Source organism: Enterobacter sp. CPE_E890, assembly GCF_046521475.1.
Taxonomy (GTDB): Bacteria; Pseudomonadota; Gammaproteobacteria; order Enterobacterales; family Enterobacteriaceae; genus Enterobacter; species Enterobacter adelaidei.
Genome location: NZ_JBKFZW010000001.1, coordinates 3,630,444 through 3,653,150, shown reverse-complemented (window position 1 = coordinate 3,653,150; position 22,707 = coordinate 3,630,444). Strand labels below are relative to the sequence as shown.

The window sequence follows — 22,707 nt, the reverse complement described above, 5'->3', positions numbered from 1 at the left end:
CATGAATTTATTTGAAAGTTTGCTGCATCGCCGTCTTTGCAATGAGCAATCCACTGAAGGTGGTCAGGCTGATACAGCTTCAACTGGTGCCGCTGAAACAACTCAAGGCGTTGACGAAACGCAGCAACAAACTCAGGAGCAAACCCAGACGCAGGATAACGCGACGGGTACTGATTCTGACAAAGGTTCAGAAACTCAGAAAACCGAGGAAGAACTTGCTGCTGAAAAAGCTAAAGCCGAAGAAGCAGAAAAGAATAAGAAGCCAGAAGGTGCGCCGGAGAAATACGAATTCAAGGCTGGAGAAGGCGTTGAGCTGGACACCGAAGCGCTTAAGGACTTCGAGCCCGTTGCCCGCGATCTGAACCTGACCAATGAGCAGGCACAGAAGCTGGTTGACGCGTATCCGAAAATTCTGGCCGGTGTGCAGCAGCGTCAGGCTGAGTCCTGGCAGGCGCAAACAGAGCAATGGGCTGCTGATGTTAAGGCTGACAAAGAGATCGGCGGAGACAAGCTGACCGCAAACCTCAGCGCTGCGCAGCGCGCTCTGGACCTGTTCGGCACACCAGAGCTTAAGGAATACCTGAACACAACCGGGCTGGGTAACCATCCTGACCTGGTTAAGACGTTCGTGAAAATCGGTAAAGCCATGTCTGAAGACGGCATGGTCGATGGCAGTAATCAAGGCCAGCGTAGTGCGGCCGAAGTGCTTTATGGCAAATAAGAGAGGATATAACCATGGCTGTTAAAGGCTTAACTGCGCTGACGCTGGCAGACTGGGGTAAGCGCATCGACCCAAACGGGAAAGTCGATAAAATTATCGAGCTTCTCGGGCAAACTAACCCGATCCTTCAGGATATGCCTTTTGTTGAAGGCAACCTGCCAACCGGTCACCGCACCACCATTCGCTCAGGTTTGCCGCAGGCTACCTGGCGTTTGCTGAACTACGGTGTCCAGCCAAGCAAATCAACCACAGTCCAGGTAACCGACTCAGTCGGCATGCTGGAAACCTATGCCGAAGTCGATAAGTCTCTGGCCGATCTGAACGGCAACACTGCTGAATTCCGTCTTTCTGAAGACCGTGCATTTATCGAAGGCATGAACCAGCAGATGGCGCAGACGCTGTTCTACGGCGATACCAGCGTGAACCCGCAGCAGTTCATGGGCCTGTCCTCCCGTTACTCCAGCAAGTCAGCTGGTAACGGTCAGAACATTATCGATGCTGGCGGTACCGGTACTGACAACACCTCCATCTGGCTGGTGGTGTGGGGTGAAAATACTGTTCATGGCATCTTCCCTAAAGGCCAGAAGGCAGGCCTGCAGATGGAAGATAAAGGCCAGGAAACGCTGTTTGATGCCAATGGCGGGCGCTATGAAGGCTACCGCACCCACTACAAGTGGGATAACGGGCTTTCCCTGCGTGACTGGCGCTATGTTGTGCGCATCGCCAACATCGATGTGAGCGATCTGTCAGTGCCAGGCTCAGCAGCAAACATCGTAAGCCTGATGGTAAAAGCGCTGCACCGCATTCCAAACCGTGGCATGGGCAAGCCGGTGTTCTACATGAACCGCACCGTTGCCCAGGCTCTCGATCTTCAGTCACTGGACAAAGCCTCTCTGGCTCTGACCGTTAAAGAAACTGAAGGCGAATGGTGGACCGCGTTCCGTGGCATCCCAATCCGTGAAACAGATGCGATTCTGGAAACAGAAGCGCGCGTTGTTTAACGCCTGTCATTAACTGATGGGCCTTAACCGGCCCATGAATGGAGAAAGAAAATGATCCTCGACAAACTGTTGATGTTCTCCGAAGCGCAGGCGGTTACGGCTTCTGCTGCTTCAACTGACGTTATCGACCTTGGCCCTATCGACGGCACGCGCCGCGATATCGGTGTTGGCTACCCGCTGGAGTTCTGGGCAAACGTGAATACCACTGCAACAGCAGCTGGTGCCGCTACCCTTAACGTCCAGCTGCAGACCAGCACGGATAACTCCACCTGGACCACGCTGTACGACAGCGGCACGCTGGCACTGGCAGCGCTGACCGCTGGTAAGCGCCTGTTCTCTGCCAAGGTTCCGGCTGGTGTTCAGCGCTATCTGCGTGTCAACTACGTGGTCGGTACCGGCCCACTGACTGCTGGTGCGTTCACCTCGGGTATTAACCTGGATGTTGACAACAACACTCCATACTACCCAATCCGCTCCAAAGTGACTGGCTAAGGTGACAGCGATGGAAAAAGCAAAATACCGCGTCCTGCGCTTATCCCATATTCACAACAACCTCTGGCCTGAAGGCTCTGAGATTGAATATGACGGTGAGCCAGGATCGGCTCTGGAGCCGATCAACGCAGCAGCGAAGGCAGCAAAGAAAAAGGCAGACCAGAAGCGCGGCATCTTGACTGTTGATTCTCAGCCTGAACCTCAGCCTGAACCTCAAGTTGAAGATGAGGACAAGGAAGAGACTGGCGGTAACGATGCCAATACCTTCAGCGAAGATGAAGCCTCACTCCGGCAGCAGTACGAAGAACTTTTCAACAAGAAGCCTGGCAACATGAATGTTGAAACGATCAAAGAGCGTATTGCTGAAGAACGGCAGAAACTGGGCGTGTAAGCCTCGCTAATAAAACAGGGGGCTTCGGCCCCCTTCTTGCAGGAGTCCGTTATGGAACTGGTAAACCTCAAAACTGGCACCGATACCTATCAGGATGAGGACGGGAAAACCCAGACTCGTGATGATTATCCGTGGGGCCTGTGCATTAGCCTGGACAATGACACGTTGAACAGACTCGGAATTACCACTCCACCAGTTGGTGGCATGGTGATGATCACCGCTAAAGCACTCGTTAAATCAACCTCTGAGCGCCAGGATGAAGACGGAGTGTGCCGCCGGGCAGAACTGCAGATCACCGATATGGCAATGGTGCCTGATTCCAGCGAACCGCCAAAAACTGCTGCGCAAACTCTCTATGGCGGGGAGGATGATTAATGGCCTCCGTTATCGAGATCTGCAACCGTGCGCTGAGCAATATCGGCAACAGCCGCAGCATTAACACCCTGACCGAGGCCAGCAAAGAAGCCGGGCAGTGCTCCCTGCATTTCGATGCTTGCCGCGATGCTGCGCTGGCGGACTTCGACTGGAACTTTGCCACCAAACGCCTGGCTCTGGCTGACACCAACAATCCGCCGCCGGACTGGCAATACGCTTACCAGTACCCGACTGACTGCCTGCGCATCACCGAAATTATGGTTCCCGGAATTCGTAATCCTACGGCTGCAATGCGCGTCAACTATGAGGTTGGATCAAACGGTGATGGCACCGGAAAGCTGATCTACACAGACCAGCCGCAGGCGTGGTTGAAGTACATCACACGCGTTACCGACGTTAACATGTTCGATCCAATCTTCATGGAGGCACTTTCCTGGCGCCTTGCCGCCGCCATCAACATGCCGCTTACCGGCAGCGCTGATCTCGGCAACAACGCACTGAACATGTACCAAAAGGTCATCCTGAGTGCTGGCTCGCACAGCCAGAACGAATCGCAGGAGCCGCAGCCACCTGTGGATGAGTTTACTGCAGCGAGGTTGTCATAATGACTATCAGCTGGATACAGCCGAGCTTTGCCGGCGGTGAGATTGGCCCATCGCTGTACGGGCGCATTGATATGTCGAAGTATCAGGTTGCGCTGCGCAAGTGCGACAACTTCATTGTTCGGCAATATGGCGGGGTGGAGAATCGCCCTGGAACTCGCTTCGTCGGCGAAGCAAAATATTCTGATCGCAAATGCCGTCTTATACCTTTCCAGTTTTCTACAGTCCAGACCTATGCGCTGGAGTTCGGACATGGCTATATGCGCGTCATCAAAGACGGCGCTTATGTGCTCAACAGCAGCAATGTGATTTATGAACTGGCAATGCCATATGCTGAAGCTGATCTTTTCCGCATCAAATTCACGCAGAGTGCCGACGTGCTTACGCTGGTACACCCGGCATACCCACCGAAAGAGTTGCGCCGCTACGCACACGACAACTGGCAAATCGTAGATGTCACCACCAAAAACGGCCCGTTCGAAGATATCAACGTTGATCAGTCCATAAAAGTGTATGCCAGCGCCAGCACAGGTACCGTCACGCTGACGGCAAACGCCTCTATCTTTGGTGCTGAGCAAGTTGGCAAGCTTTTTTATCTTGAGCAGCCTGCCGTTGATTCTGTTCCAGTATGGGAAACCGGCAAGACGACAGTTATCAATGATATTCGCCGTGCTGAAAGCAACTACTACCGGGCAAATACTGCAGGAAAGACAGGCACTCTCAGGCCTTCTCATACTGAAGGTATGTCGTGGGATGGTTGGGGCGGAACGGGGTCAACTGATACCGGAATCCAGTGGGAATACCTGCACAGTGGCTTCGGCATTGTGCGCATCACCGCGGCGGCAGGAACAACCGCCACAGCCACGGTGATCAGCTATATACCTTCTCAGGTCGTTGGATCGGCTAATGGAAGCTATAAGTGGGCGCGCTACGCCTGGAACAGCGTTAACGGCTACCCGAGCACTGTCGTCTATTATCAGCAGCGCCTGTATTTCGCCGCATCTACCGCGTACCCACAAACCATCTGGGCGAGCAGGACCGGCGACTACAAAGACTTCGGAAAGAACAACCCGATTCAGGATGACGATCGCATCATCTACACCTACGCCGGGCGGCAGGTAAATGAGATTCGCCATCTTATCGACGTCGGAACCCTGGTCGCCCTGACATCTGGCGGGGAATATGCGATATCCGGAGACCAGAATAAGGTTCTGACGCCATCAGCTTTTGCATTCAGCTCTCAGGGCAACAACGGCTCCAGCAATGTTCCTCCGATCGCTGTGGCAAACATCGCGCTGTTCATCCAGGAGAAGGGTAGCGTGGTGCGCGATCTGGCTTACTCGTTCGATGTCGACGGATACCAGGGCACTGACCTGACTATCCTGGCAAACCACCTTTTCCAGAAGCGCAGTATTGTCGACTGGTCATTCTGTATCGTGCCGTACAGCAGCGCGTTCTGCATCCGCGATGACGGAAAACTGTTGGTGCTGACCTATCTGCGTGATCAGCAGGTATTCGCCTGGGCTCCGCAGTCCAGCTCCGGAAAATACGAAAGCACCTGTTCAATAAGCGAAGGCAGCGAGGATGCTGTGTATTTCGTGGTGAACCGCACCATCAACGGCCAGACGAAGCGTTACATTGAGCGCCTTTCCAGCCGCCTGTTTACCAGTGATGAAGACGCTTTCTTTGTCGACTGTGGCCTGAGCTATGACGGGCGAAACACTTCAGCGCGCACGATGACCATTAGTGGCGGAACCGGAAACTGGAGTTATCAGGTCGACTACCCGGTAACGATTACTGGAGGGGCTTATTTCGTAAACACTGACGTCGGTGCACAGATCCAGTTCCCGTACTCAGAAGCGGATCCTGATACCGGAAATCTGGTAGCGAAAGAGTTACGGGGAGACATCATCTCAGTAACCAGCAGCACGGCGGTGGTTGTGCGTTTCAACCGTGATGTACCTGCTGTTCTGCGGAACTCGGCAACGACAAACTGGCAAATGGCCCGTCAGAAGTTCTCTGGGTTGTCTCACCTCGAAGGCCAGACCGTAAACATCCTCTCAGACGCCAACGTTGAGCCGCAGAAAATCGTAACTGGTGGCGCTGTCACACTGGAGTCACCGGGCGCAGTGGTGCATATCGGGCTGCCGATCACTGCTGAATTCGAGACTCTGGACATCAATATCAACGGACAGGAAACGCTTCTGGATAAAAAACAGCTTATCCCGTCTGTCACTCTGGTGGTCAACTCCAGCCGCGGTATCTGGGCAACAACGCCTGGTGGAACGTGGTACGAATATCCACAGCGTGAGTTCGAGTTTTACGACGATCCGGTTGATGATGCCACCGGGAAAGTGGAAGTGAAGCTCGACAGCGACTGGGATAAAAACGGGCGCGTTAAGGTCAGGCAGACCGACCCTCTGCCGCTTTCCGTTCTGGCAGTAATCCCGCGTCTTACCGTAGGGGGATTCTGATGCTTAACGCGCAGATCGTACCTGCCACTGCAGATCACATCAAAGCCATGCTGCCGCATGTCAGGCAGGCAGACGTTGAAGAGTTCCTGGCTACAAACGGCTGGAGCCCGCGACGCGTGCTTGAAACCGGGCTGAGAACGTCAACATTTTGCTGCGCCGGTCTGGTCAACGGTGAGGTGGTAACCATCTTCGGCGTAGCCCCGGCATCCATGATCGGCGGCAGCGGCATCCCCTGGCTTGTCGGCACTGACGCGCTGGAGAAATACCAGCGCACCTTCCTGCGCCGGTGCGGGAAAGTGGTCAATGCAATGCTGTCCGTTTACCCGTATCTTGAAAATTACGTTGATGCCCGCAACCACGTCGCGCGCGTATGGCTGCACTGGCTTGGTTTCACCATCGAAGATCCTAAGCCTTATGGCATCAACAATCTCCCGTTCCACCGTTTCCACATGGAGAGAAAATAATGTGTAGCCCAGCGATCGCACTGGTTGCTGTGACGGTAGCATCAGCTGCCGCCAGCGCATACAGCCAGAACCAGCAGGCAAAATATACTTCTGCTGTAGCAGAGAAGAACGCAGATATTGCTGAAGCTCAGGCGCAGGACTCAATCAACAGAGGTAACGCTCAGGCTGATGAGATTCGCCGCCGTAACCGTCAGGCAGCAGGTACCCAGGCAGCTACGATGGGCGCGACAGGCGCAGAACTCTCCACGGGTAACGCTCTGGATATCTTCGGCGATACAGCTCAATTCGGCGCGCTGGATGCTCTGACTACCGTTAACAACGCCCAGCGCGAGGCATATGGCTATCAGGTGCAGGGCAATAATTTCCAGTCTCAGGCTGATGCAACCCGCAGCGCAAATAGTGCCGCAATGACCCAGACGCTGCTGACAACTCCATTAAAGGCATACGGAGCTTATCAGATGGGTGGCGGAACATGGTCTCCGTTTAAAACGTCGGTTTCCTCAGGGGGAGGAAGTACCCCAATGCTCTCCAATAAAGGTTTCGTTAATAGCAACTCGCAATTTAAATTAGGGGGCTACTGATGCCAGTCGTGCCTACAGTTACAGGAAGAGAGGTACAGTCTCAGGGATTTTCCTCTCCTGGATTTCAAGCCTTTGAACAACCCAATATTGGTGATGCACTCGTTGACGCCGGAAGCAAAGCCATCAGCGTATTTGGTGAGGCTAAACAGCGGGCAAACGTCGCTCTTTCACAGGAGGCCAGCTTAAAGCTCAGTCAGGCCGAAGAGGATTTAAAGACCCAGCTTTACAGCCTGAAGGGTCAGAACGCCATCGGTAAGGGGCAGGAGTTCACGCAGCAATATGATGAGCAGATCCAATCCCTGGCCTCGTCGCTACCTGATGACGCATCGCGCCAGATGTTCATGCAGCAGGCGCAGCAGCAGCGCATCCAGTTTCAGGGAAACGTTGGCCGCTATGAGCAGGGGCAGGTCAGCGAGTTTGAAGGCAATCAATACGATGCCACCAGACAGTTGCAGATCCAGAAAGAGGCTGATTCGTGGAATAATCCCCAGGAAGCTATTCTCGCAAAGAATATTCGCACAGTAGCAACAGCGAGATTCGGTGCCTCAAGAGGTTGGTCACAGGAGCAGATTCTGGCTGCCATTGAAAAAGATAACCTTGCCGCCACTGAGATGAGAGCTAAAAACTATGCAGTTGATAACCCGCTTGGGTGGATGAACGGTGAGTTTTCAGCAGATGATACTGGCGGCCTGGATATGCGATCTGTAGGTATCGTCGAGTCAGGCGGTAAGCATCTTAATTCAGACGGGTCAATTATCACGTCTTCTGCCGGTGCTCAAGGTCGCTTCCAGTTGATGCCAGAAACAGGGAGAGAACTGGCCGCACGGCGAGGGGTTCAATACAACCCGGCAGACGAAGAGCAGCACACCATGCTGGCATCGGATTACGCGCAGGAACTGTCAAACAAGTATGGCTCTGAATTACTCGCTGGAGCGGCATATAACTGGGGACAGGGCAATGTTGACAAGCTTCTTGAGAAGATTGGCGATCCAAGAAAAGGAGAGATATCTCAAGCCGAGTTCATAAAACAACTACCATCTGAAACGCAGGGGTGGATTTCACGGTACCGTAAAAATAAAACCGGTATGGACCCCGTTACCGTTAATCAGATTGATAATCTTGCAAACGCTCAGATTGAGAAGCAGAGAAAACTGGTACTTAATGAGCTTGAACCTCTGCTCAACAATACAATGGCTCAACTCAATAATGGCGAAGTCCCTGATGCCGTTCCTTCTATCCCGGCCATTATGTTTGGCTACGGTGAGCAAGGGAAAAAAATGGTATCGAAGCTCGATATCGCTATGGACAATGCAAAAACTTTCCAGGCAATTCAGTACCTTTCTCCAGAACAGCAGCAGCAGGAATTACTCAAAAAGAAACCAGAGGTAAATGACCCTGAATATGCGCTCAAACTCGATGCGTATGGCAAGCTCGGCGCGCTGGTGCAGAAAAGTAATGAAGCGATACAGGCGCAGCGTGATGCCCGTCGTTTTAACGAAGCGCTGTCTATGGGCGAGAAACTCGACCCTACCAATAAATCCATGCAAAAAGCCGCCGACGCCACGCCAACGGCGCAAAACTTCCGGATTAACGACGCCACCACCCATGACGGGATTGTGCAGCAGGTGGCCCAGACCGGGATCATTCCTTCGCAGGTAACCACCCAGTTATCGGCGATATCCCGCGCGCGCAGTCCTGAGGCGGTCCGTCAGGGGGCTGAGTTATTTAATCGTCTCTATGACGCAGACCCAGCATCTGTCGGCGATATGCCCAAGGATATGCAGGGATTTTATCTCACCGTTAAGCAGCTAACTGATTCTGGCATGGCACCTGAATCAGCTATAGAACAGGCTCATAACCTGTCATACAACCAGACCGATGCGCTCAAAGCGCAACTGGCATCAACCCAGAGCACAAAGGAATATAAAAAAGACCGGGTTAAGGCAATGGATTCAGCCGTAAGCAATATGTCTCCCTGGTATAGCTTTGGCGGACCATCGGCAGATGACTCCACTCCAGATGCTGCAAGATTCAGAAATGATTATCAGGCGCTGTACGACATCAATTACCGCACCACCGGCGGTAATGCGGATGCGGCCCAAAAAATGACCAACCAGCAGATCGCCCGAACATGGAGCATCAGCGAAGTTAATGGCAGCGCTAAGTTGATGAAATATGCACCAGAGGCGCTTTATAACTATGGGCCTTCTGGATGGCAGGCAGAGCAGTGGAAGGCAGATAAAGAGCAACTGATGTATGGCGACCGTAAGGTAGACATCACTACAAGCCCGACACAACTCGGGATCACCTCCGGCAACTCAGCACCTGTTACCAGTAAAACGCCGGAGTCGCGAATTGGCGGCGAACTGGAGATTACCCCTGATGTGCTGACGGCCCGCAATGGCGATTACGCCATTATGGTGCGAACCAAAGATAAGGATAGTATTGAGGCGGTACAGCCATTCTACGATTCTTACGGCAGGCCTATGAGGTGGAAACCCTCTTTGGATGAATGGGAACCATATAAAAAATCTATACAGGAAAGAGAGCAAAAAGATCAGGAAGAAATCATCAAGGGTCAGGAAATTCGCGGCTTTAAAGATAAACACCGTGCAATTGATGAACAGTATCGCAGGTTCCACGATGATCGTGTTAATCGCTTCAAAAACTATTTCTCATGGAGTAATGAATAATGCCTGTGTATTCCTCGCCAGAAGAACTGAGCAACGGATTTACTCCTGCTGGCAATGTTCTGCCAGAGCCGACAGGGTTTGATGTGCCTTTGCCTGAAGGAACCAACCCGGAGCCGCAGCAACCAGAACCATCGGTATGGGGCGCGGCATTCCGACAAAATAACTTGCTGGCCGAGATGTTCCGTCCTGCGAAACAGTTTGAGCCAGTCGAGGGATATAACCCCTACACAGACAAAAGCGAGATTCATGGATATGAAAAATGGGGATCTGCTTTTGCTGATTCCCGTTCGCCGGAAGAAACTGCCTGGCTGAAACAGCAGATTGACGACGAAAACGAGGACCGTCGGGTTCTTTCCGAGGCGGGCGGGGAGGGGGTTCTTGCCAGTATTGCTGCCGGGGTTGTTGACCCGGTCACCGTAGCTTCAATGTTTATCCCCGGGGCTCAGGGTGGGGCAGTGGCCCGCATTGCATCACAGGCCGCCATCGGTGCAGTTGCAACAGCAGCGAGCGAGGTTGCGCTGAATAACCAACAGATCACCCGCACCTGGGGAGAAAGTGCTTCCCACGTCGCAGCCGGTGCGTTGATGAGCGGTGTATTTGCCGCCGCCGGTGCTGCGTTATCACCATCTGTCCGTACTGCGGCCACGCGCGAAGTGGCTGATGCGCTGGATAACGCTGGTATTAATAACGATATCGCTCGCGGTATTGATGCACCTCATGATGGCGGAAGTGTTGGCGCTATGCGCATTAATGATGCCAGCCTTGACGATCTTACGCTGGCAGGCGGCCTGGTGGCTGATACGGCCATTAAGGCTGGCGGTTACATGACGCCACTGACTCGCGCAATGACGTCGCCATCACGCAGTACACGACTTGCTGCTCTGGAATTGGCCGAAAATAATTTCACACTGCGGGGTAATGAACGGGGTTATGCGACACCTGTTGCAGCAGAAACCAGAGTTCGAAGCTGGCGTCGGGAAGAGGCGGCGGTTGTCGTAACTAATAAACAGGCGTATACGAAATATAAATCTGATGGCGGAGACCTTAACTACACGGCGTTCCGTGAAGAGGTTGGCGACGCTATGAGAAACGGTGATATTCATGCAAATCCGGTTGTGCAAGACGCAGCAAAAGCACTCAGAATGGTTGTTGACCGTGTAAAGATAGCCCAGCAAAAGTTAGGACTTCTTCCGCCAGATGACGAGCTGAAAGCGTTGGGGCAAACCAGTTATTTTCCTCGGGTATATCGTGTAGGAAAAATCGTTAACGAGCGAGATAAATTCCGAGACATTCTAGTTAGCTGGTGGGCGCGCGGAGCACAGGGAATGTCTAAAGAGGATGCTGAGATAGCTGCTGATGCCACAATTAACAAAATTGTTGGCGCACGAATCCCTCAGGATTTTGTTAACGTCTTTACTGTCAAAGTGCCTGGTAGTTCAAAATCCAGAACCCTGAATTTACCCGATAGTATGATGCGTGAATATCTTGAGAGCGATTCTAATTACGTACTTCAACGGCATATCCGCGAGAGCGCCCCGGATATCGAACTCACCAGGACGTTCGGTGAAAGAACAATGGAAAAGCAGTTAAAAAATATTCAGGACGAATATGATGAACTGATGCGTGCAACCCCGGCAGACCAGGCGAAGCTGGCAAAGGCCAGAGAAAGTGATATCCGGGATATCACTGCAATGCGTGATCGCCTTGTTGGCACGTACAAAATGCCAGATGACCCAGGATCTTTCTTCGTTCGAGCTGGCAGAGCACTGCGTAATGTCAATTTTGTAACGAAGCTTGGCGGTATGACCGTATCCGCTATTCCCGATCTTGCCCGTGGGGTGATGGTTCAGGGGTTCAGTAGAACGATGAAAGGCTATGGTGCCCTTATTAGCCGTTCTCCCGCGCTAAACGCCAGCAAAGCCGAGATGGATAAAATGGCCGTAGGGCTTGAGACGGTGCTTAACACCCGATCGCGTCTGAAGGCTGATCTGGTTGACAGCTCGACGCGTACAAACGCTGTTGAAGCTGGCCTTGATCGCGTAACTGATGTTTTTGGAAAGCTCACGCTGATGGGGCAGTTTAACGATGTGAACAAAGCGATTAACGGGATGATTACATCAGATGGCATATTGGCTGGTGCTTTCCCAGGCCTCCGTCTGACTAAACTCGGCATCAACGACAATATGGCAGCACGTATTCGAAGTGAGTTTGAAAAACACGGCGAAGTTATCGATGGCTGGCATATCGGTAATTTTGAAAAATGGGATGATCAGCATGTCGCTGGTATTTTTCAATCTGCTGTCCTGAAAGATACCAATAATATCATTATTACGCCTGGTGTTGGCGATACGCCATTGTGGGCCAGCACTCCAATTGGACGGTCGATTTTCCAGTTCCGTTCCTTCACTACTGCCTCATACAACCGGGCAACCATTGGTGGTTTATCAGAAGGTACGGCACAGTTTTATTACGGTGCTGCTTTTCAGATTGGACTCGGTGCGCTGACGTACGCGCTTAAACAGTCTGCAAATGGCAAAGAGGTAGACTGGTCGCCGCAGAAACTTGCTATTGAGGGGATTGACCGATCCGGTATCCTTGGTCCTCTGATGGAATACAATAATATGGCTGAGAAGGCTACCGGGGGCATGGTTGGCCTTGGGGCACTACTCGGCACCGGCACGCAGTCGAGATATGCCAGCCGTGGATTTATTGGCTCTGCCCTTGGGCCAACGTTCGGTCTGCTGGACACCATTACTGATGTGACTGCCGGGGTATTGAATGGTGACGCCGGTGACCGGGTTCTGCATAACGTGCGTACGCTGCTGCCGGGTAATAATCTCTTCTGGATTGCGCCATTGATAAACCAAGTGGATCCCGGTATGCGCTGATTTGAAAAGTTTAAAGGCCGCTGAAGCGGCCTATCTTTTACCTTTGTGCTTATCCCAGCATGTTTTGCACCATGCCATTAAGCCATCAGCATTCTGAGCATTGGAGTAAAAGCTAGTTCTCTTTCTTCTGACATTGCAGATCGGGCACCATTTCGTGTGACGGGTATTCTTTGGGCCATCAAGACAGCTCGCACACCAGATTGTAAGTCCATCAGGGTGCTTCGAAGATTTCCTGAACTTGTCATACGTCAGATTTACCCTACACCTTGTGCATTGTTTTTTGCCATTAGGTGCTAAATCATTCTGTGGTGCTGGTGCTGGTGCTGGTGCTGGTGCTGGTGCTGGTGCTGGTGCTGGTTTGACGTCACCTGGGAAATTACCATGGTAAGCAGGGCGCTGTGAAACACCTGTTGGAAGCTCAGCCGTAAAAGGTTTTGGCTGGGATGGTGAGATTTGCTTTATCGCTTCAATCGGTTTTCTGTTGTAGGCTTCAATTACAGATTGTTCGTACTTTGGATTGGCAGATATATGAGGGGCGTTATCAGCTCGGTGGTATTGCGTGGTTGCGCTATCAACAACCTGAGTACGCTGTATTTTTATTTCGCCATCTTCAGTTTTGATCGTCTTCTCTTGCCTAATGACAATCCGGTCAGAAGTCTTTGTCCTGTTTTGGCTAATAATAAAAATAATAATGGCAACCACGCCAACAACAATCCAAAAGACTTCCATTATTTAAACCTCTTCTCCGCATTACCCATAAGGTAATGTTTGACTGAGGTTAGGTCAAGCTGTGACATGTCACAAAGGCCGCCGCGCCCACAAAAAAGCCCGCTTTGCGGGCTTCGTTAAAAGTTCTTTGGCAATCCTGCCTGTTTCAAGATCCCGTTTGCAGTATGTGGAGACACGATGGTAAACGGTACGCTGAACTTTTTTTGGCTTATGGGGCTGAACCATATCTCATGGCTTCCTTTCCCCTGCCGGTCAAAGTAGCAACCAGCTGCGATAAGCAATTCCGTTAGCTTTGGATATAGTCCTGTTCCCATTTATCAGAGCGCGATCCTGTCAGAGTAGGACTGTTCCTGATTAAAAGACAGACTTATACGCGAAGGATTGCCACCGAAGCCGTTCAATTCGTACAGCTCTGGTGCTACTTCCCAGACTCGCTCGGTCAGTTCTTCGTATGTCGCTGCTTCAGTAACAAGACCGAGAGCATCACATTCAGCCACCCACACATTTTCCTGATGGTCATGGCATACATTAACGTCGAAAGGCCGAGAAAACATAACTACAGTTGATTCTCTCATAAGAGCCTCCTCTTTACCTTTGGGGTAATATTACGCTATTGCTGACCTGCCTGCAAACTGTACAGAATTATTTTATAGCCGCATTGCCCTTTAAACAAAGGCACATCCTTGTGCCATGAGCATTAGAACCCGGCTGTGTTTTTGGTGATGTACTGCGCGTGGGTCCGGATGTCGTTCAGGCATTTGCTGACGCCGACGATGTAGCTCACCATGGTAGTGAACTCCGCCGCCGCTCCTGAAACATCGTGGCCATCGTCCTGCATACGGTTGAGCAGGTTCATCAGCAGTGAGTGCTCCGCCAGGCCGAGAACGCCTTCAGGTGAATGGATGTGCTCGCGGTAGCCTGGTTTCAGTGGTACGTCATAACTCTTTTGCTCCACCTGCATAGCCTGCATTACAGCAGATGCAGTAGCTGTGGCCACTTGATCAGCAACCATCTTAATGCGGTCTTCCTGAGGGATTGCATTTTTGATATAGCTGCCTGTCTTACGGATCTGAGGCAGCACCTCGCCAGTGACCCATTTGCGGAAACGGTAAGCTGATGTTCCTTCTACCCCAGCCTTGCGGCATCGGAGCATAAGCCAATAGAGTCCTGATTCGTTCACAACGCTTAACGACTGGAACCCTCCACGGGTCCGTATTGAATACGTACCCTTTTCATCGCTGTCTACTTTACGTAAAGCGACATCTACACTCTGGATTCCAAGAGCATTACAAACATCTTGGGCAACGAAATAAGGGCGCTGATCAATCATTACCATACGGATACTGACGGTGGATTCGAAAGAAAAGACGGTTGGTGCAGTTTGTGCTGACATAGTGATCACCTTTTTTATTAGGTTAATCACCACCACTGAGACCAATCAGTTTGGTGGTGAGACGTACAGGGTTGGTCTTGCCGGTCACTATGAAACCCGGTGAGCCTTGCGGCTCCCCTGCACGCCCCACCATAAAGATGTGCGTGTATTTAGCGCATAAAAAAACCGCTAACGCGGTGTATGCGTCATAGTGAATTCCGGGAGACCAATCCCGGCACTGGATTTTGCCAGTGCCTGATTACTATGGCACAAGATTTATGCAATGTAAATTTACCGTAAAGGTAATGATTGCATGAAACTTAGGTAATTACAAACCTTATCTGGTTTGTTTCTTCAGTTGCTCAGCACAGTAATCGAGATGCATCTGCAGATCCTTCATGGACATCTGCGAGCTGGTGACGTAGTTCACCAGGGCAGTAAGCTCTGCCATCGGGCCATCAACATTAAAGCCGTCCTCATTCAGTTGTCGCAGCAACGTCATCAGGTGCGATTCTTCAACAAGGGAGCGGACGCCTCCCGGCGTGTGTATGCGTTCAGCAAATCCTTTTTCCAGCGGGTGATGATACTGACGTTGCATCTCATATTCTCCATGCAATTACTGTATGAATGTACAGTAGCAAAAGTCATGGTGACTATCCAGCACGATTTGCTATTTACCTTAAAGGTAATAATTTTTATGTTTGTTATTCATTCAATTCATATAAGGTTTGACAGGTAATAAACTGTCCAGATGATGCATGCGCGCCGGGCGCTGCTTTACTGGAGACAAGCCATGACGGTATCAACCGTAGTTGACCATAACGATTACACCGGGAACGGAGTTACAACGTCATTCCCTTACACCTTCCGAATTTTTAAGAAAGCTGATCTTGCTGTTTCGGTGCTGGATCTGAGCGGAAACCTGACGGTGCTGGTGCTTGACACCGATTACACCGTTACTAACGCCGGTGGCTATAACGGCGGAAGCGTGGTGCTCACCACACCTCTGGCGAACGGTTGGCAAATCTCAATTGCCCGTGAACTGGAGCCGACGCAGGAAACTGACCTGCGCAATCAGGGTAAGTTTTTCGCGGAGGTGCATGAAGACGCTTTCGATAAACTGACAATGCTCATACAGCAGGCGTACAGTGTATTCAGCCTGGCGCTACGTAAGCCGTCAAGTATCGCAAACTGGTATGACGCGCTGAACAATTACATTCAAAACGTGAAGGATCCACGCGACCCGCAGGATGCTGCCACCAAAAACTACGTTGATATTGTTTCAACAACAAATCTGAACAGAACATTACGCACACCAGAGGCTATACCGCAACTTCCTGGTATCGAACAACGGAAAAATAAAATTGTCGGGTTTGACACTTCCGGCAACCCTATCATGCTCGTTCCCACATCAGGCTCAGCCGCCGATGTTCTGCTAACCCTCGGGCAACCTGGCGGTGCCGGTTACATCGCGGATATCGCCAAACCAATTACTTGGTATGGTGGAGTGTCAGGTCAGGATTGTTCTGATGCATTGGAATTAGCATTGCAATCAAACTGGCCTTTCTTCTTCCCAGATGGTGAATGGATTGTATCAAGAGACATTTCTCACACAGGAAAGGTTAACTTTTGGGGAACGCCTGGAGCAACTTTAAAGTCAAATAGTCTGCTTACAATTACCGATGGGAGTGGGTCAAGAGTTGGGCCGTTAAACATCATGCCAATTGGTACGCCTTATACCATTAAAAGGAACTCTTCTACTTGGGTGAATACGGCATCTGATGTAGTCCAGTCATATGAAGGATATATTCCTAATGTGCAGGATACTGATATATGGGCTAGCATTCCTCAGCCATACAAGGACTATAATACAAGGTTTAAATTCGCCCTTGTTTTTGATGTTAGTAATGCTAATGGTGGAAAAGATGTTGTTGTAAGTTCCATTACAGGTAAATGTGTATCAATTGTTATTCAGGGTTATACAGACTCAACAGTGCGAGACTGCGACTTTGGGGCTGGCCAGAAAACTTTCGGCGGTATCGTATTTGTCAACGCCGTTGAGCGTAATTTTGATTTATCTCACTTAGGTTACAATCTTCCACGAGGGAAAAACAACAGCATTATAAACAACAAGATAAAATATGCGACGTTATGTGGTGCTGTCTGGTTTGGAAATGATGAATACTCAATGATTGGAAATGAATCATCATTTAATGGAGAAAGTGGGCTTAAAACCTACCAGTACGATGGTGTTCCAGGTCTTTCAGAGAACCAAAATGTTTTCAGCACGCGAGGGCGAGTAATCGCAAATAAAGTTAGCGATAACTTTTACGATGGGATAGATCTTGCATTGTTCAATCTTGCCAGCGTTATCTATGTATATGGCGGAACCGTAGTTCAGGGTAATAACAGCCAGAGAAATCGCCATACAGGTTATGTCACAAATGCCTCTAACATGACATACAATGGTAACCATGCAAACGAGAATGGTACTCATGGAATCAGTATTGTTGGTGATTACAATACAGCAGTCGGTAACTCAGCAAGGAATAATGGGACAACAAATCTAACTATACTTAGTCAGGTTTTTGATATTGTTGTACAAGGTAAAAACTGTGTTAGTTGCAACAACAATATTTCTAACCCTAATGCACCATCACAATATAACTATCTTCATTCTGGGTTCCTGGGTGTAGATCCTGATGGCGGGCAGGAAGGTTATGACTTTGGAAACTATTGTGACCATGGTACATCAAGGATGTTTGTTTCTAAAAATATCCCATCTTATGTATACCCTGTTATGTTCGGTTATGGTAATCGTAATAATACAAACGATGCGCAGTTGATTGTTAGACAGCTTGGAGGCGGTGTTGATTTGTTAGGTAGATCTAACGAGGGCTCAGCCAGGTTACGTGGTGACGTAGCTGCTGGAGCAAACCTTGATTTTCAGCCAAGCAACGAAGACCCCGCAACTACAGCACCAACAGGAAGAATAAGATATGACTTTAATACCAAGAAAATGCTATTCGCTACTGAAAAAGCAGTCAAAATCGAACTAGGTAATACATCGGGTCTGTACCCAACAGCTGACAATAGCATCGGACTTGGGCTTCCATCAAATCGCTGGACAGCAGTCTATGCCGTAAATGGATCGATTGTCACGTCGGATGGCAGACTAAAATGCGATGTAAGAAGTTTAAGTGAGGCGGAGATTGCCACAGCAAAATCATTAAAGAATATGATTAAGGCATATAAGTTTATCGACGCAGTTGAAAATAAGGGTACAGATGCAAGGATTCATTTTGGTGTTATCGCTCAAGAGGTTATTGAGGCATTCAACGCAAATGGCCTTGATGCTTTTAACTATGGGTTGGTCTGCTATGATGAGTGGGAAGAGCAAAAAGAAAGTTACGACAGCGAAGGAAACCTACTAACGCCACTAGTTCCAGCTGGGAGTAGATACGGAATAAGATACGATGAACTTGTTGTGTTCATTTTAAGTGCAATTTAAAATAAGGCCGCTTTCGCGGCCTGTCTCTATTAATTTAGCTTGCTTACTAATTTTTTCCCAACTTTTATGAAAGGAATCTCTATCAACCTATGGGAAACATAAGCAACAAGAATGCATATTACTAACACAAACAACATATATAATGGGCCGCTCTTAAATTCAATCATAGATAGACGATCTAATAAATCAACTATTATCTTTATGGTTATTACATGAGAAAGATACAATGAATATGAGATGTCTCCAAAAAATGAAAGTATCTTACTCTTTAACTTAACACCATTGACATCAACAAGGAGGAAGCCTAAAAACATTAACGTTGCAATAAGGCCTCTTTGTGACAACCCATGATTATTTGTACGATAAAACAGATACAAGACCAATGAACTAACAATGCATGCAACTGCTATGTACTTGTAAAAATCAGCTCTGTTATTTAGCATCCACTTATAAACATGAAAGAAAACCATTCCAATTACAAATTCTATAAGCATTGGAGTGCTGAGCATTCTTATTACAGGAATAGCAAAATCCCCGCTGTATGCAGGTGTCAGTTCTGCATTTAATGAAACCCCGCCAGACAGAGATAGTTGGAGCACGAAGAATGAAAACACAATAAATAGCGAGCATATCAATGACCTGTACGAATGAGAAATTATCATTGACACCAAAAATATAGTATAAAACATTAACTCGAAAGAAAGAGTCCATGCAGGGTAAAGCATATTATATCCAAAAAAAGGCGCTAATTGCCCATAATCGCGCTGCATCATTAACAATGCATTAATGTAGTTTTGTATAGGCTCTTGGTAACTATAAGCAACATATACGAATGTTAGGGCTATTATGTAAACAGGATAAATTCTAAAAATTCTCCTTACAATATATTTTGCACACAAATTATTTTCATGTCGCTCAGTCGCAGAGCAAATTATGAACCCACTTATTATAAAAAAAAGGTCTACACCAAAAGATCCATTACTAAATAGTAACTTGCTGATTTGAATATTTTTTTCATTATCACCCATCCAGATTTGTAAATGCGTTAGAACAACGATTAAGGCAGCTATCCCTCGCAAATTATGCACAAAGAAAATCATCAAATAATCCTTATTGTTGTTGGATGGCAAGTTTTTTTTGTAAGCATATACCCAAAAGGTAATTTTGTTAAGAGGAATTCGATCAAAATTAATCCATATATGGTTTATTGTGTATGATGAACTCACCAACTAAGGGGGTTCTTTATGCACATTAAACGGTGGTCACTATGTCTGCATCCATGACGGTGTCAGATGTCAATCAAGGTCTTAGCCTAGGTGCGATAAGCGCTTGGCTTGTGGGGGTTCCGCCTGAGGTGGTGATTGGAAGCCTGGCTGGAGCGGTAATTTTTGTTACCTTCGCGACAGAGTTTCCAATAAAACGTCGGTTGTTACTGGCAGTTGTCAGCTTCTTCTGCGGGCTGGTAATCTATAAGCCCACTGCAATCATCCTCATTGGCTTCGCAACACTTCTACCATCAGTAACATCCGATATGTTCGATAAAGGGATCGCTCATTCTGCCGGAGCGTTCGTTTCCGCTATCGTTGCAGTAGGGCTGGGCAAATATATTTATCACCGTTCTGAAAATCCGCGCGACCTGATCCCGGGGAGAAAAGACGATGACCAGTCCTGAGCTGCTTCTCATCCTTAACGCCGCCATCTGCGGCGGCATTGCAATCCGAGTCCTCCTGTTCCGTCGTGACGGGTCACGCCATCGCTGGTGGGGTGGATGGCTAGCCTATCTCCTGATCGTCGTGGCAGCCAGCGTACCTATCCGGACTTTCTACGGGTACTACGTCAGCGCCGACTGGTCAGAAGTCATCATCAAAGCCGTGTTCCTGGCTGCGCTCATCAAGACAAAAGGGAACGTGGTACAAATTTTCAAGATAACGAGGTCCCAGCATGGACATTAACCAATTCCGCCGCGCCGCCGGCATTAGTGAGGTGCTGGCCGCGCGCTGGTACCTGCATATCACCGCAGCCATGAAAGAGTTTGGCATCGAGCAACCGCTGCACCAGGCGATGTTTATCGCGCAGGTCGGGCATGAGTCGACTGGATTCACCAGGCTGCAGGAGAACTTCAACTACAGCGTGGCAGGGCTGGCTGGATTCGTCAGAGCTGGTCGGCTAACTCAGGGCCAGGCGAACGCGCTGGGCCGCCGTGCTGGTGAACCATCGTTACCGCTGGAGCGCCAGCGTTCCATAGCCAACCTGGTGTACAGCAAACGCAATGGGAACAACGGCCCGACTGACGGCTGGTTCTACCGCGGGCGCGGGCTTATCCAGATCACCGGGCTGAACAACTATCGCGACTGCGGCAACGGGCTCAAAATTGAGCTGGTTAGCCAGCCGGAGCTGCTGGCGCAGGACGAATATGCGGCCCGCAGCGCGGCGTGGTTCTTTGCTACCAAAGGCTGCATGAAGTACACCGGCGACCTGGTGCGCGTCACGCAGATCATAAATGGAGGCCAGAACGGTATCGACGACCGGCGCGCGCGGTACATCACAGCCAGTAAGGTGCTGGCGGTATGATCTGGGCATTCGTGAAAGCGTACTGGAAACAGTTGCTTATCGTGGCGATGCTTGCTGCTCTGATCATCTGCGGAGTGGTTGCGTGGAATGTCCACGGTGACCGGCAGTACGTCGCAGGATACGCGCAGGCACAATCAGACCAGAAACAGGCTGATGATAAGGCCAGGTCACAACGTGATCAGGAGAAGACACAAATTGAACGTGAAGCACAATCCCGTATCGATGTGGCGCGTGTTGATGCTGAGCATGCTAATACCGCTGCTGACGGCCTGCGCGCCGAGCTTGACAAAACCAAGCGACTCGCCGAACACTATACCGGATCTTTCCCCGCTGGCACGCCAGCCAGCAAGGTCATCGGTGTGCTCGCCGACATGCTTGAAGAGAGCAACCGATCTTATATCGCAGCAGCAGAAGAGGCTGAGCGATATCGGTCTGCAGGACTCACATGCGAGCGACAGTACGACTCCCTGAATGTGGGGCACTGATTTCCGGTGACGGTATATAAAACGGTACGGTGAAAATAATTTCAAGGAAAGTTGTTACCAGTCAATTGGTTATGAATGCCGTGAACAATTGAGTGGGAGTGATTTTCCAACCTTAAACGTCTGGCACTAACAGACTATAAAATATCTCTAAGCCCGCGGATAGCGGGCTTTTTTTTGGGCCATGGCTGGCAACATCATGCCAGGTTAGTGCCAGGAGCGGGCGTAATGTAAGGCTATCCATTAAATTCTTATTCGATGCGTTCCACATTTGGATGACGATCGGTTGCGGCTTCATGGAAAATGTCACCCAGCCAGCCGGCAATCTCACCTTCAGTCATATCGTCAGGAATAGCGATGTCATAGAGTCGAGAAAACTTTCTCTCCGTCAGGTCAGCACGAAATACCAGCCACCGATCATGCTTACGTTGAACGCCAATATGCCGTCCAAAAACGTTATATATCAGCATATGCCATCTCCGATCATGCGAGTGAGTTCCTGTATCTATGATATATACGTCAGATCAGGCCAGAGCGTAAATCGTACAAAGATGAAAGGTCAGCGTTCGCACCTCGCTCACAGCGGACATCATGCTTCTGTATCTGCTCTGTGCCAGGAGCAGACGTTAACAAGGCAGGATGTGCGGAAATAAATAGCTGGAAGATAAAACGCTTATTGGCACACAGTTTCTTGATCGGTTAGTCCCAGCTTTTCCGGTACGATATCTTTGAATATTGCTATCAACTCAGGATTCATAAAAAGGTAATCGTCGGAGATATCGAGCACATGTAGGGGCTTGAATGCGATGATCCGACCATACTGTGCCACTAAGCGGTTTTTGTGCTTCTGTTCCATCACAAAGACAACATCAGCCCATTGAAGCAATTCGGCAGAGACTCTTTTTTTTGCATTCCGGCTAGTCCCAGCGGAAAGTACGGCAAGAGAGGGATGACGGCGGAACACCTGTTCCGCCGTGGGGCTTCGCCATTGATTACGACTGCATATAAAAAGAACGTTCATCCGAATAGTGGTACTCTTCCAGACCCCTCAAGGCAAGCTGTTGGTTAGTAATACGTGGATACTCAAGCCCCAGTTGTGCGGCACGCAACAATTTATCTGACCGCGTGTAAAGCATCTTCCAGTTTTTTTCGCCACGGAAGGTTAATAAGGGCTTGCGGACATCACGAGACTTATTACGTCGCTTCTGTGCATTGCGCCAATCTCGAGTACGTTTTGTTTCCATTGTTTGACTCTCTCAGATTAATCGGGTCAGCAGCCGCGATAATACGGTGAGAACAAACAGTAGAAGCTTAGCATCTTACGGGGACAGTTAATACTCCCGTTTATGGTGAGTCATAG

26 protein-coding genes are annotated in these 22,707 nt (G+C 49.7%); 16 read left to right on the top strand and 10 right to left on the bottom strand.

The features are described from left to right. Position 1 precedes the first annotated feature (1 nt). The 11 genes from ACLHV9_RS17970 to ACLHV9_RS17920 are packed head-to-tail and all read left to right on the top strand — an operon-like array spanning position 2 to position 12,682. Complete coding sequence (locus ACLHV9_RS17970) at positions 2 to 721, top strand: peptidase (RefSeq protein ID WP_407220904.1); 720 nt, start codon at positions 2 to 4, stop codon at positions 719 to 721. A 14-nt stretch (positions 722 to 735) separates the two neighbouring features. Beyond that, on the top strand, positions 736 to 1,722 hold the full coding sequence (locus tag ACLHV9_RS17965; protein ID WP_060572468.1) for a major capsid protein: 987 nt from the start codon (positions 736 to 738) through the stop codon (positions 1,720 to 1,722). A 51-nt stretch (positions 1,723 to 1,773) separates the two neighbouring features. Next, complete coding sequence (locus ACLHV9_RS17960) at positions 1,774 to 2,214, top strand: Bbp16 family capsid cement protein (RefSeq protein WP_407220903.1); 441 nt, start codon at positions 1,774 to 1,776, stop codon at positions 2,212 to 2,214. Between the two features lie 10 nt (positions 2,215 to 2,224). Continuing rightward, positions 2,225 to 2,605 carry a hypothetical protein gene (locus ACLHV9_RS17955; RefSeq protein WP_407220902.1) on the top strand — a complete coding sequence of 127 codons (381 nt, stop codon included), beginning with the start codon at positions 2,225 to 2,227 and terminating at the stop codon, positions 2,603 to 2,605. A 51-nt stretch (positions 2,606 to 2,656) separates the two neighbouring features. Further along, entirely contained in the window at positions 2,657 to 2,980 is a 324-nt protein-coding gene (gene gp10 / locus ACLHV9_RS17950; protein WP_407220901.1) for a capsid staple protein, read from the top strand. Then, on the top strand, positions 2,980 to 3,585 hold the full coding sequence (locus ACLHV9_RS17945) for a hypothetical protein (RefSeq protein WP_407220900.1): 606 nt from the start codon (positions 2,980 to 2,982) through the stop codon (positions 3,583 to 3,585). The genes gp10 and ACLHV9_RS17945 overlap by 1 nt, the downstream gene beginning before the upstream one ends. Then, complete coding sequence (locus tag ACLHV9_RS17940) at positions 3,585 to 6,056, top strand: hypothetical protein (protein WP_407220899.1); 2,472 nt, start codon at positions 3,585 to 3,587, stop codon at positions 6,054 to 6,056. The genes ACLHV9_RS17945 and ACLHV9_RS17940 overlap by 1 nt, the downstream gene beginning before the upstream one ends. Further along, positions 6,056 to 6,520: a hypothetical protein gene (locus ACLHV9_RS17935; RefSeq protein WP_407220898.1), complete on the top strand. Its 465-nt coding sequence runs from the start codon at positions 6,056 to 6,058 to the stop codon at positions 6,518 to 6,520. Before ACLHV9_RS17940 ends, ACLHV9_RS17935 begins: the two co-directional genes overlap by 1 nt. Next, positions 6,520 to 7,101 carry a hypothetical protein gene (locus tag ACLHV9_RS17930; protein ID WP_407220897.1) on the top strand — a complete coding sequence of 194 codons (582 nt, stop codon included), beginning with the start codon at positions 6,520 to 6,522 and terminating at the stop codon, positions 7,099 to 7,101. Before ACLHV9_RS17935 ends, ACLHV9_RS17930 begins: the two co-directional genes overlap by 1 nt. Further along, positions 7,101 to 9,794 carry a transglycosylase SLT domain-containing protein gene (locus ACLHV9_RS17925; protein WP_407220896.1) on the top strand — a complete coding sequence of 898 codons (2,694 nt, stop codon included), beginning with the start codon at positions 7,101 to 7,103 and terminating at the stop codon, positions 9,792 to 9,794. The genes ACLHV9_RS17930 and ACLHV9_RS17925 overlap by 1 nt, the downstream gene beginning before the upstream one ends. Continuing rightward, a complete protein-coding gene (locus ACLHV9_RS17920; protein WP_410376028.1) occupies positions 9,794 to 12,682 on the top strand; it encodes a hypothetical protein in 2,889 nt (962 codons plus the stop codon). Before ACLHV9_RS17925 ends, ACLHV9_RS17920 begins: the two co-directional genes overlap by 1 nt. Positions 12,683 to 12,712: 30 nt before the next feature. On the opposite strand, the gene ACLHV9_RS17915 is transcribed toward ACLHV9_RS17920, so the two are convergent. The 6 genes from ACLHV9_RS17915 to ACLHV9_RS17890 form a co-directional block, all read right to left on the bottom strand. After that, positions 12,713 to 13,411: a hypothetical protein gene (locus ACLHV9_RS17915; protein WP_407220894.1), complete on the bottom strand. Its 699-nt coding sequence runs from the start codon at positions 13,409 to 13,411 to the stop codon at positions 12,713 to 12,715. A gap of 116 nt (positions 13,412 to 13,527) precedes the next feature. After that, positions 13,528 to 13,725 (bottom strand): type II toxin-antitoxin system HicA family toxin, encoded by a 198-nt coding sequence (locus ACLHV9_RS17910; RefSeq protein WP_274452792.1) that lies wholly within the window; start codon positions 13,723 to 13,725, stop codon positions 13,528 to 13,530. Between the two features lie 3 nt (positions 13,726 to 13,728). Continuing rightward, complete coding sequence (locus ACLHV9_RS17905) at positions 13,729 to 13,986, bottom strand: DUF1902 domain-containing protein (RefSeq protein WP_274452793.1); 258 nt, start codon at positions 13,984 to 13,986, stop codon at positions 13,729 to 13,731. Between the two features lie 122 nt (positions 13,987 to 14,108). Continuing rightward, positions 14,109 to 14,804 (bottom strand): Bro-N domain-containing protein, encoded by a 696-nt coding sequence (locus tag ACLHV9_RS17900; RefSeq protein WP_319853318.1) that lies wholly within the window; start codon positions 14,802 to 14,804, stop codon positions 14,109 to 14,111. A gap of 22 nt (positions 14,805 to 14,826) precedes the next feature. Then, positions 14,827 to 14,937 (bottom strand): ash family protein, encoded by a 111-nt coding sequence (locus ACLHV9_RS17895; protein ID WP_248067198.1) that lies wholly within the window; start codon positions 14,935 to 14,937, stop codon positions 14,827 to 14,829. Positions 14,938 to 15,120: 183 nt separating this feature from the next. Continuing rightward, positions 15,121 to 15,381 carry a hypothetical protein gene (locus ACLHV9_RS17890; RefSeq protein ID WP_063929279.1) on the bottom strand — a complete coding sequence of 87 codons (261 nt, stop codon included), beginning with the start codon at positions 15,379 to 15,381 and terminating at the stop codon, positions 15,121 to 15,123. Positions 15,382 to 15,576: 195 nt separating this feature from the next. Here ACLHV9_RS17890 and ACLHV9_RS17885 point away from each other — a divergent pair, with 195 nt between their 5' ends. Then, positions 15,577 to 18,294: a tail fiber domain-containing protein gene (locus ACLHV9_RS17885; protein ID WP_407220893.1), complete on the top strand. Its 2,718-nt coding sequence runs from the start codon at positions 15,577 to 15,579 to the stop codon at positions 18,292 to 18,294. 29 nt (positions 18,295 to 18,323) lie between these two features. Here the strand turns inward: ACLHV9_RS17885 and ACLHV9_RS17880 are convergent, their stop codons facing one another. Beyond that, a complete protein-coding gene (locus ACLHV9_RS17880) occupies positions 18,324 to 19,394 on the bottom strand; it encodes an acyltransferase family protein (RefSeq protein ID WP_407220892.1) in 1,071 nt (356 codons plus the stop codon). A 167-nt stretch (positions 19,395 to 19,561) separates the two neighbouring features. Between ACLHV9_RS17880 and ACLHV9_RS17875 the strand changes: the two genes are divergently transcribed. Genes ACLHV9_RS17875 through ACLHV9_RS17860 form a run of 4 tightly spaced genes read left to right on the top strand, consistent with a single transcriptional unit; the run spans position 19,562 to position 21,350 of the window. Then, positions 19,562 to 19,966 (top strand): putative holin, encoded by a 405-nt coding sequence (locus ACLHV9_RS17875; protein ID WP_407220891.1) that lies wholly within the window; start codon positions 19,562 to 19,564, stop codon positions 19,964 to 19,966. After that, complete coding sequence (locus ACLHV9_RS17870; protein WP_024203029.1) at positions 19,953 to 20,246, top strand: phage holin family protein; 294 nt, start codon at positions 19,953 to 19,955, stop codon at positions 20,244 to 20,246. The genes ACLHV9_RS17875 and ACLHV9_RS17870 overlap by 14 nt, the downstream gene beginning before the upstream one ends. Then, entirely contained in the window at positions 20,236 to 20,865 is a 630-nt protein-coding gene (locus ACLHV9_RS17865; RefSeq protein ID WP_407220890.1) for a glycoside hydrolase family 19 protein, read from the top strand. The genes ACLHV9_RS17870 and ACLHV9_RS17865 overlap by 11 nt, the downstream gene beginning before the upstream one ends. Beyond that, positions 20,862 to 21,350: a DUF2514 family protein gene (locus tag ACLHV9_RS17860; RefSeq protein ID WP_407220889.1), complete on the top strand. Its 489-nt coding sequence runs from the start codon at positions 20,862 to 20,864 to the stop codon at positions 21,348 to 21,350. Before ACLHV9_RS17865 ends, ACLHV9_RS17860 begins: the two co-directional genes overlap by 4 nt. 248 nt (positions 21,351 to 21,598) lie before the next feature. On the opposite strand, the gene ACLHV9_RS17855 is transcribed toward ACLHV9_RS17860, so the two are convergent. The 3 genes from ACLHV9_RS17855 to ACLHV9_RS17845 all read right to left on the bottom strand — a co-directional run bounded on the left by ACLHV9_RS17855 (position 21,599) and on the right by ACLHV9_RS17845 (position 22,591). Then, positions 21,599 to 21,817, bottom strand: coding sequence for a hypothetical protein (locus tag ACLHV9_RS17855; protein ID WP_032648750.1), 219 nt, complete (start codon positions 21,815 to 21,817; stop codon positions 21,599 to 21,601). A gap of 203 nt (positions 21,818 to 22,020) precedes the next feature. Then, positions 22,021 to 22,368, bottom strand: a complete 348-nt coding sequence (locus ACLHV9_RS17850) for a low molecular weight protein tyrosine phosphatase family protein (protein ID WP_108090896.1) — start codon at positions 22,366 to 22,368, stop codon at positions 22,021 to 22,023. Further along, a complete protein-coding gene (locus ACLHV9_RS17845) occupies positions 22,340 to 22,591 on the bottom strand; it encodes a hypothetical protein (RefSeq protein ID WP_108090895.1) in 252 nt (83 codons plus the stop codon). The genes ACLHV9_RS17850 and ACLHV9_RS17845 overlap by 29 nt, the downstream gene beginning before the upstream one ends. Positions 22,592 to 22,707: the final 116 nt, after the last annotated feature.

Coding starts and splice junctions, on each gene's coding strand:
- ACLHV9_RS17970 (WP_407220904.1), top strand. CDS start 2: ATGAATTTATTTGAAAGTTTGCTGCATCGCCGTCTTTGCAATGAGCAA.
- ACLHV9_RS17965 (WP_060572468.1), top strand. CDS start 736: ATGGCTGTTAAAGGCTTAACTGCGCTGACGCTGGCAGACTGGGGTAAG.
- ACLHV9_RS17960 (WP_407220903.1), top strand. CDS start 1,774: ATGATCCTCGACAAACTGTTGATGTTCTCCGAAGCGCAGGCGGTTACG.
- ACLHV9_RS17955 (WP_407220902.1), top strand. CDS start 2,225: ATGGAAAAAGCAAAATACCGCGTCCTGCGCTTATCCCATATTCACAAC.
- gp10 (WP_407220901.1), top strand. CDS start 2,657: ATGGAACTGGTAAACCTCAAAACTGGCACCGATACCTATCAGGATGAG.
- ACLHV9_RS17945 (WP_407220900.1), top strand. CDS start 2,980: ATGGCCTCCGTTATCGAGATCTGCAACCGTGCGCTGAGCAATATCGGC.
- ACLHV9_RS17940 (WP_407220899.1), top strand. CDS start 3,585: ATGACTATCAGCTGGATACAGCCGAGCTTTGCCGGCGGTGAGATTGGC.
- ACLHV9_RS17935 (WP_407220898.1), top strand. CDS start 6,056: ATGCTTAACGCGCAGATCGTACCTGCCACTGCAGATCACATCAAAGCC.
- ACLHV9_RS17930 (WP_407220897.1), top strand. CDS start 6,520: ATGTGTAGCCCAGCGATCGCACTGGTTGCTGTGACGGTAGCATCAGCT.
- ACLHV9_RS17925 (WP_407220896.1), top strand. CDS start 7,101: ATGCCAGTCGTGCCTACAGTTACAGGAAGAGAGGTACAGTCTCAGGGA.
- ACLHV9_RS17920 (WP_410376028.1), top strand. CDS start 9,794: ATGCCTGTGTATTCCTCGCCAGAAGAACTGAGCAACGGATTTACTCCT.
- ACLHV9_RS17915 (WP_407220894.1), bottom strand. CDS start 13,411: ATGGAAGTCTTTTGGATTGTTGTTGGCGTGGTTGCCATTATTATTTTT.
- ACLHV9_RS17910 (WP_274452792.1), bottom strand. CDS start 13,725: ATGGGAACAGGACTATATCCAAAGCTAACGGAATTGCTTATCGCAGCT.
- ACLHV9_RS17905 (WP_274452793.1), bottom strand. CDS start 13,986: ATGAGAGAATCAACTGTAGTTATGTTTTCTCGGCCTTTCGACGTTAAT.
- ACLHV9_RS17900 (WP_319853318.1), bottom strand. CDS start 14,804: ATGTCAGCACAAACTGCACCAACCGTCTTTTCTTTCGAATCCACCGTC.
- ACLHV9_RS17895 (WP_248067198.1), bottom strand. CDS start 14,937: ATGGTGGGGCGTGCAGGGGAGCCGCAAGGCTCACCGGGTTTCATAGTG.
- ACLHV9_RS17890 (WP_063929279.1), bottom strand. CDS start 15,381: ATGCAACGTCAGTATCATCACCCGCTGGAAAAAGGATTTGCTGAACGC.
- ACLHV9_RS17885 (WP_407220893.1), top strand. CDS start 15,577: ATGACGGTATCAACCGTAGTTGACCATAACGATTACACCGGGAACGGA.
- ACLHV9_RS17880 (WP_407220892.1), bottom strand. CDS start 19,394: ATGATTTTCTTTGTGCATAATTTGCGAGGGATAGCTGCCTTAATCGTT.
- ACLHV9_RS17875 (WP_407220891.1), top strand. CDS start 19,562: ATGTCTGCATCCATGACGGTGTCAGATGTCAATCAAGGTCTTAGCCTA.
- ACLHV9_RS17870 (WP_024203029.1), top strand. CDS start 19,953: ATGACCAGTCCTGAGCTGCTTCTCATCCTTAACGCCGCCATCTGCGGC.
- ACLHV9_RS17865 (WP_407220890.1), top strand. CDS start 20,236: ATGGACATTAACCAATTCCGCCGCGCCGCCGGCATTAGTGAGGTGCTG.
- ACLHV9_RS17860 (WP_407220889.1), top strand. CDS start 20,862: ATGATCTGGGCATTCGTGAAAGCGTACTGGAAACAGTTGCTTATCGTG.
- ACLHV9_RS17855 (WP_032648750.1), bottom strand. CDS start 21,817: ATGCTGATATATAACGTTTTTGGACGGCATATTGGCGTTCAACGTAAG.
- ACLHV9_RS17850 (WP_108090896.1), bottom strand. CDS start 22,368: ATGAACGTTCTTTTTATATGCAGTCGTAATCAATGGCGAAGCCCCACG.
- ACLHV9_RS17845 (WP_108090895.1), bottom strand. CDS start 22,591: ATGGAAACAAAACGTACTCGAGATTGGCGCAATGCACAGAAGCGACGT.